1 protein-coding gene is annotated in these 273 nt (G+C 60.1%); it reads left to right on the forward strand.

Annotation, left to right across the window (positions count from 1 at the left end; all coding sequences use genetic code 11):
• Window positions 1–45 precede the first annotated feature (45 nt).
• The gene (locus ABG80_RS23685; RefSeq protein ID WP_268760910.1) at window positions 46–168 is read left to right on the forward strand and encodes a hypothetical protein; all 123 of its coding nucleotides are present in this window, start codon (window positions 46–48) and stop codon (window positions 166–168) included.
• Window positions 169–273 lie beyond the last annotated feature (105 nt).

Here is a 273-nt window from a genome sequence, read left to right on the forward strand (position 1 = left end):
CGGCTCTGAGGCCTTTTTTGGTGACTTTGACGGTGAAGAACGGTGATGACCTGGCTGAACGCTTTAAGCACCTTCATAGAGCCCAGCGCGAGCTATGGAAACGCCGGCAACGTGGTCGCGGCTCTGTGCTCGATGGAGTTGTGGGCGCTGTTTGGTCATACGAAGTGAAGCGGGGAGACAACTCGGGCCAGTGGCACCCGCACCTGCACATGATCGCCTTGGCCGAGGTCGAGCCCAGCCAGGAGCGCTTGTCGCGGGATTGGCACCAGATCA

Source organism: Aquabacterium parvum (assembly GCF_001447195.1).
In the GTDB taxonomy this organism is placed as follows: Bacteria; Pseudomonadota; Gammaproteobacteria; order Burkholderiales; family Burkholderiaceae_C; genus Aquabacterium; species Aquabacterium parvum.

Bases quoted from the DNA above. Each gene is read 5' to 3' on its own strand.
- ABG80_RS23685 (WP_268760910.1), top strand. From the start codon at position 46: ATGACCTGGCTGAACGCTTTAAGCACCTTCATAGAGCCCAGCGCGAGC.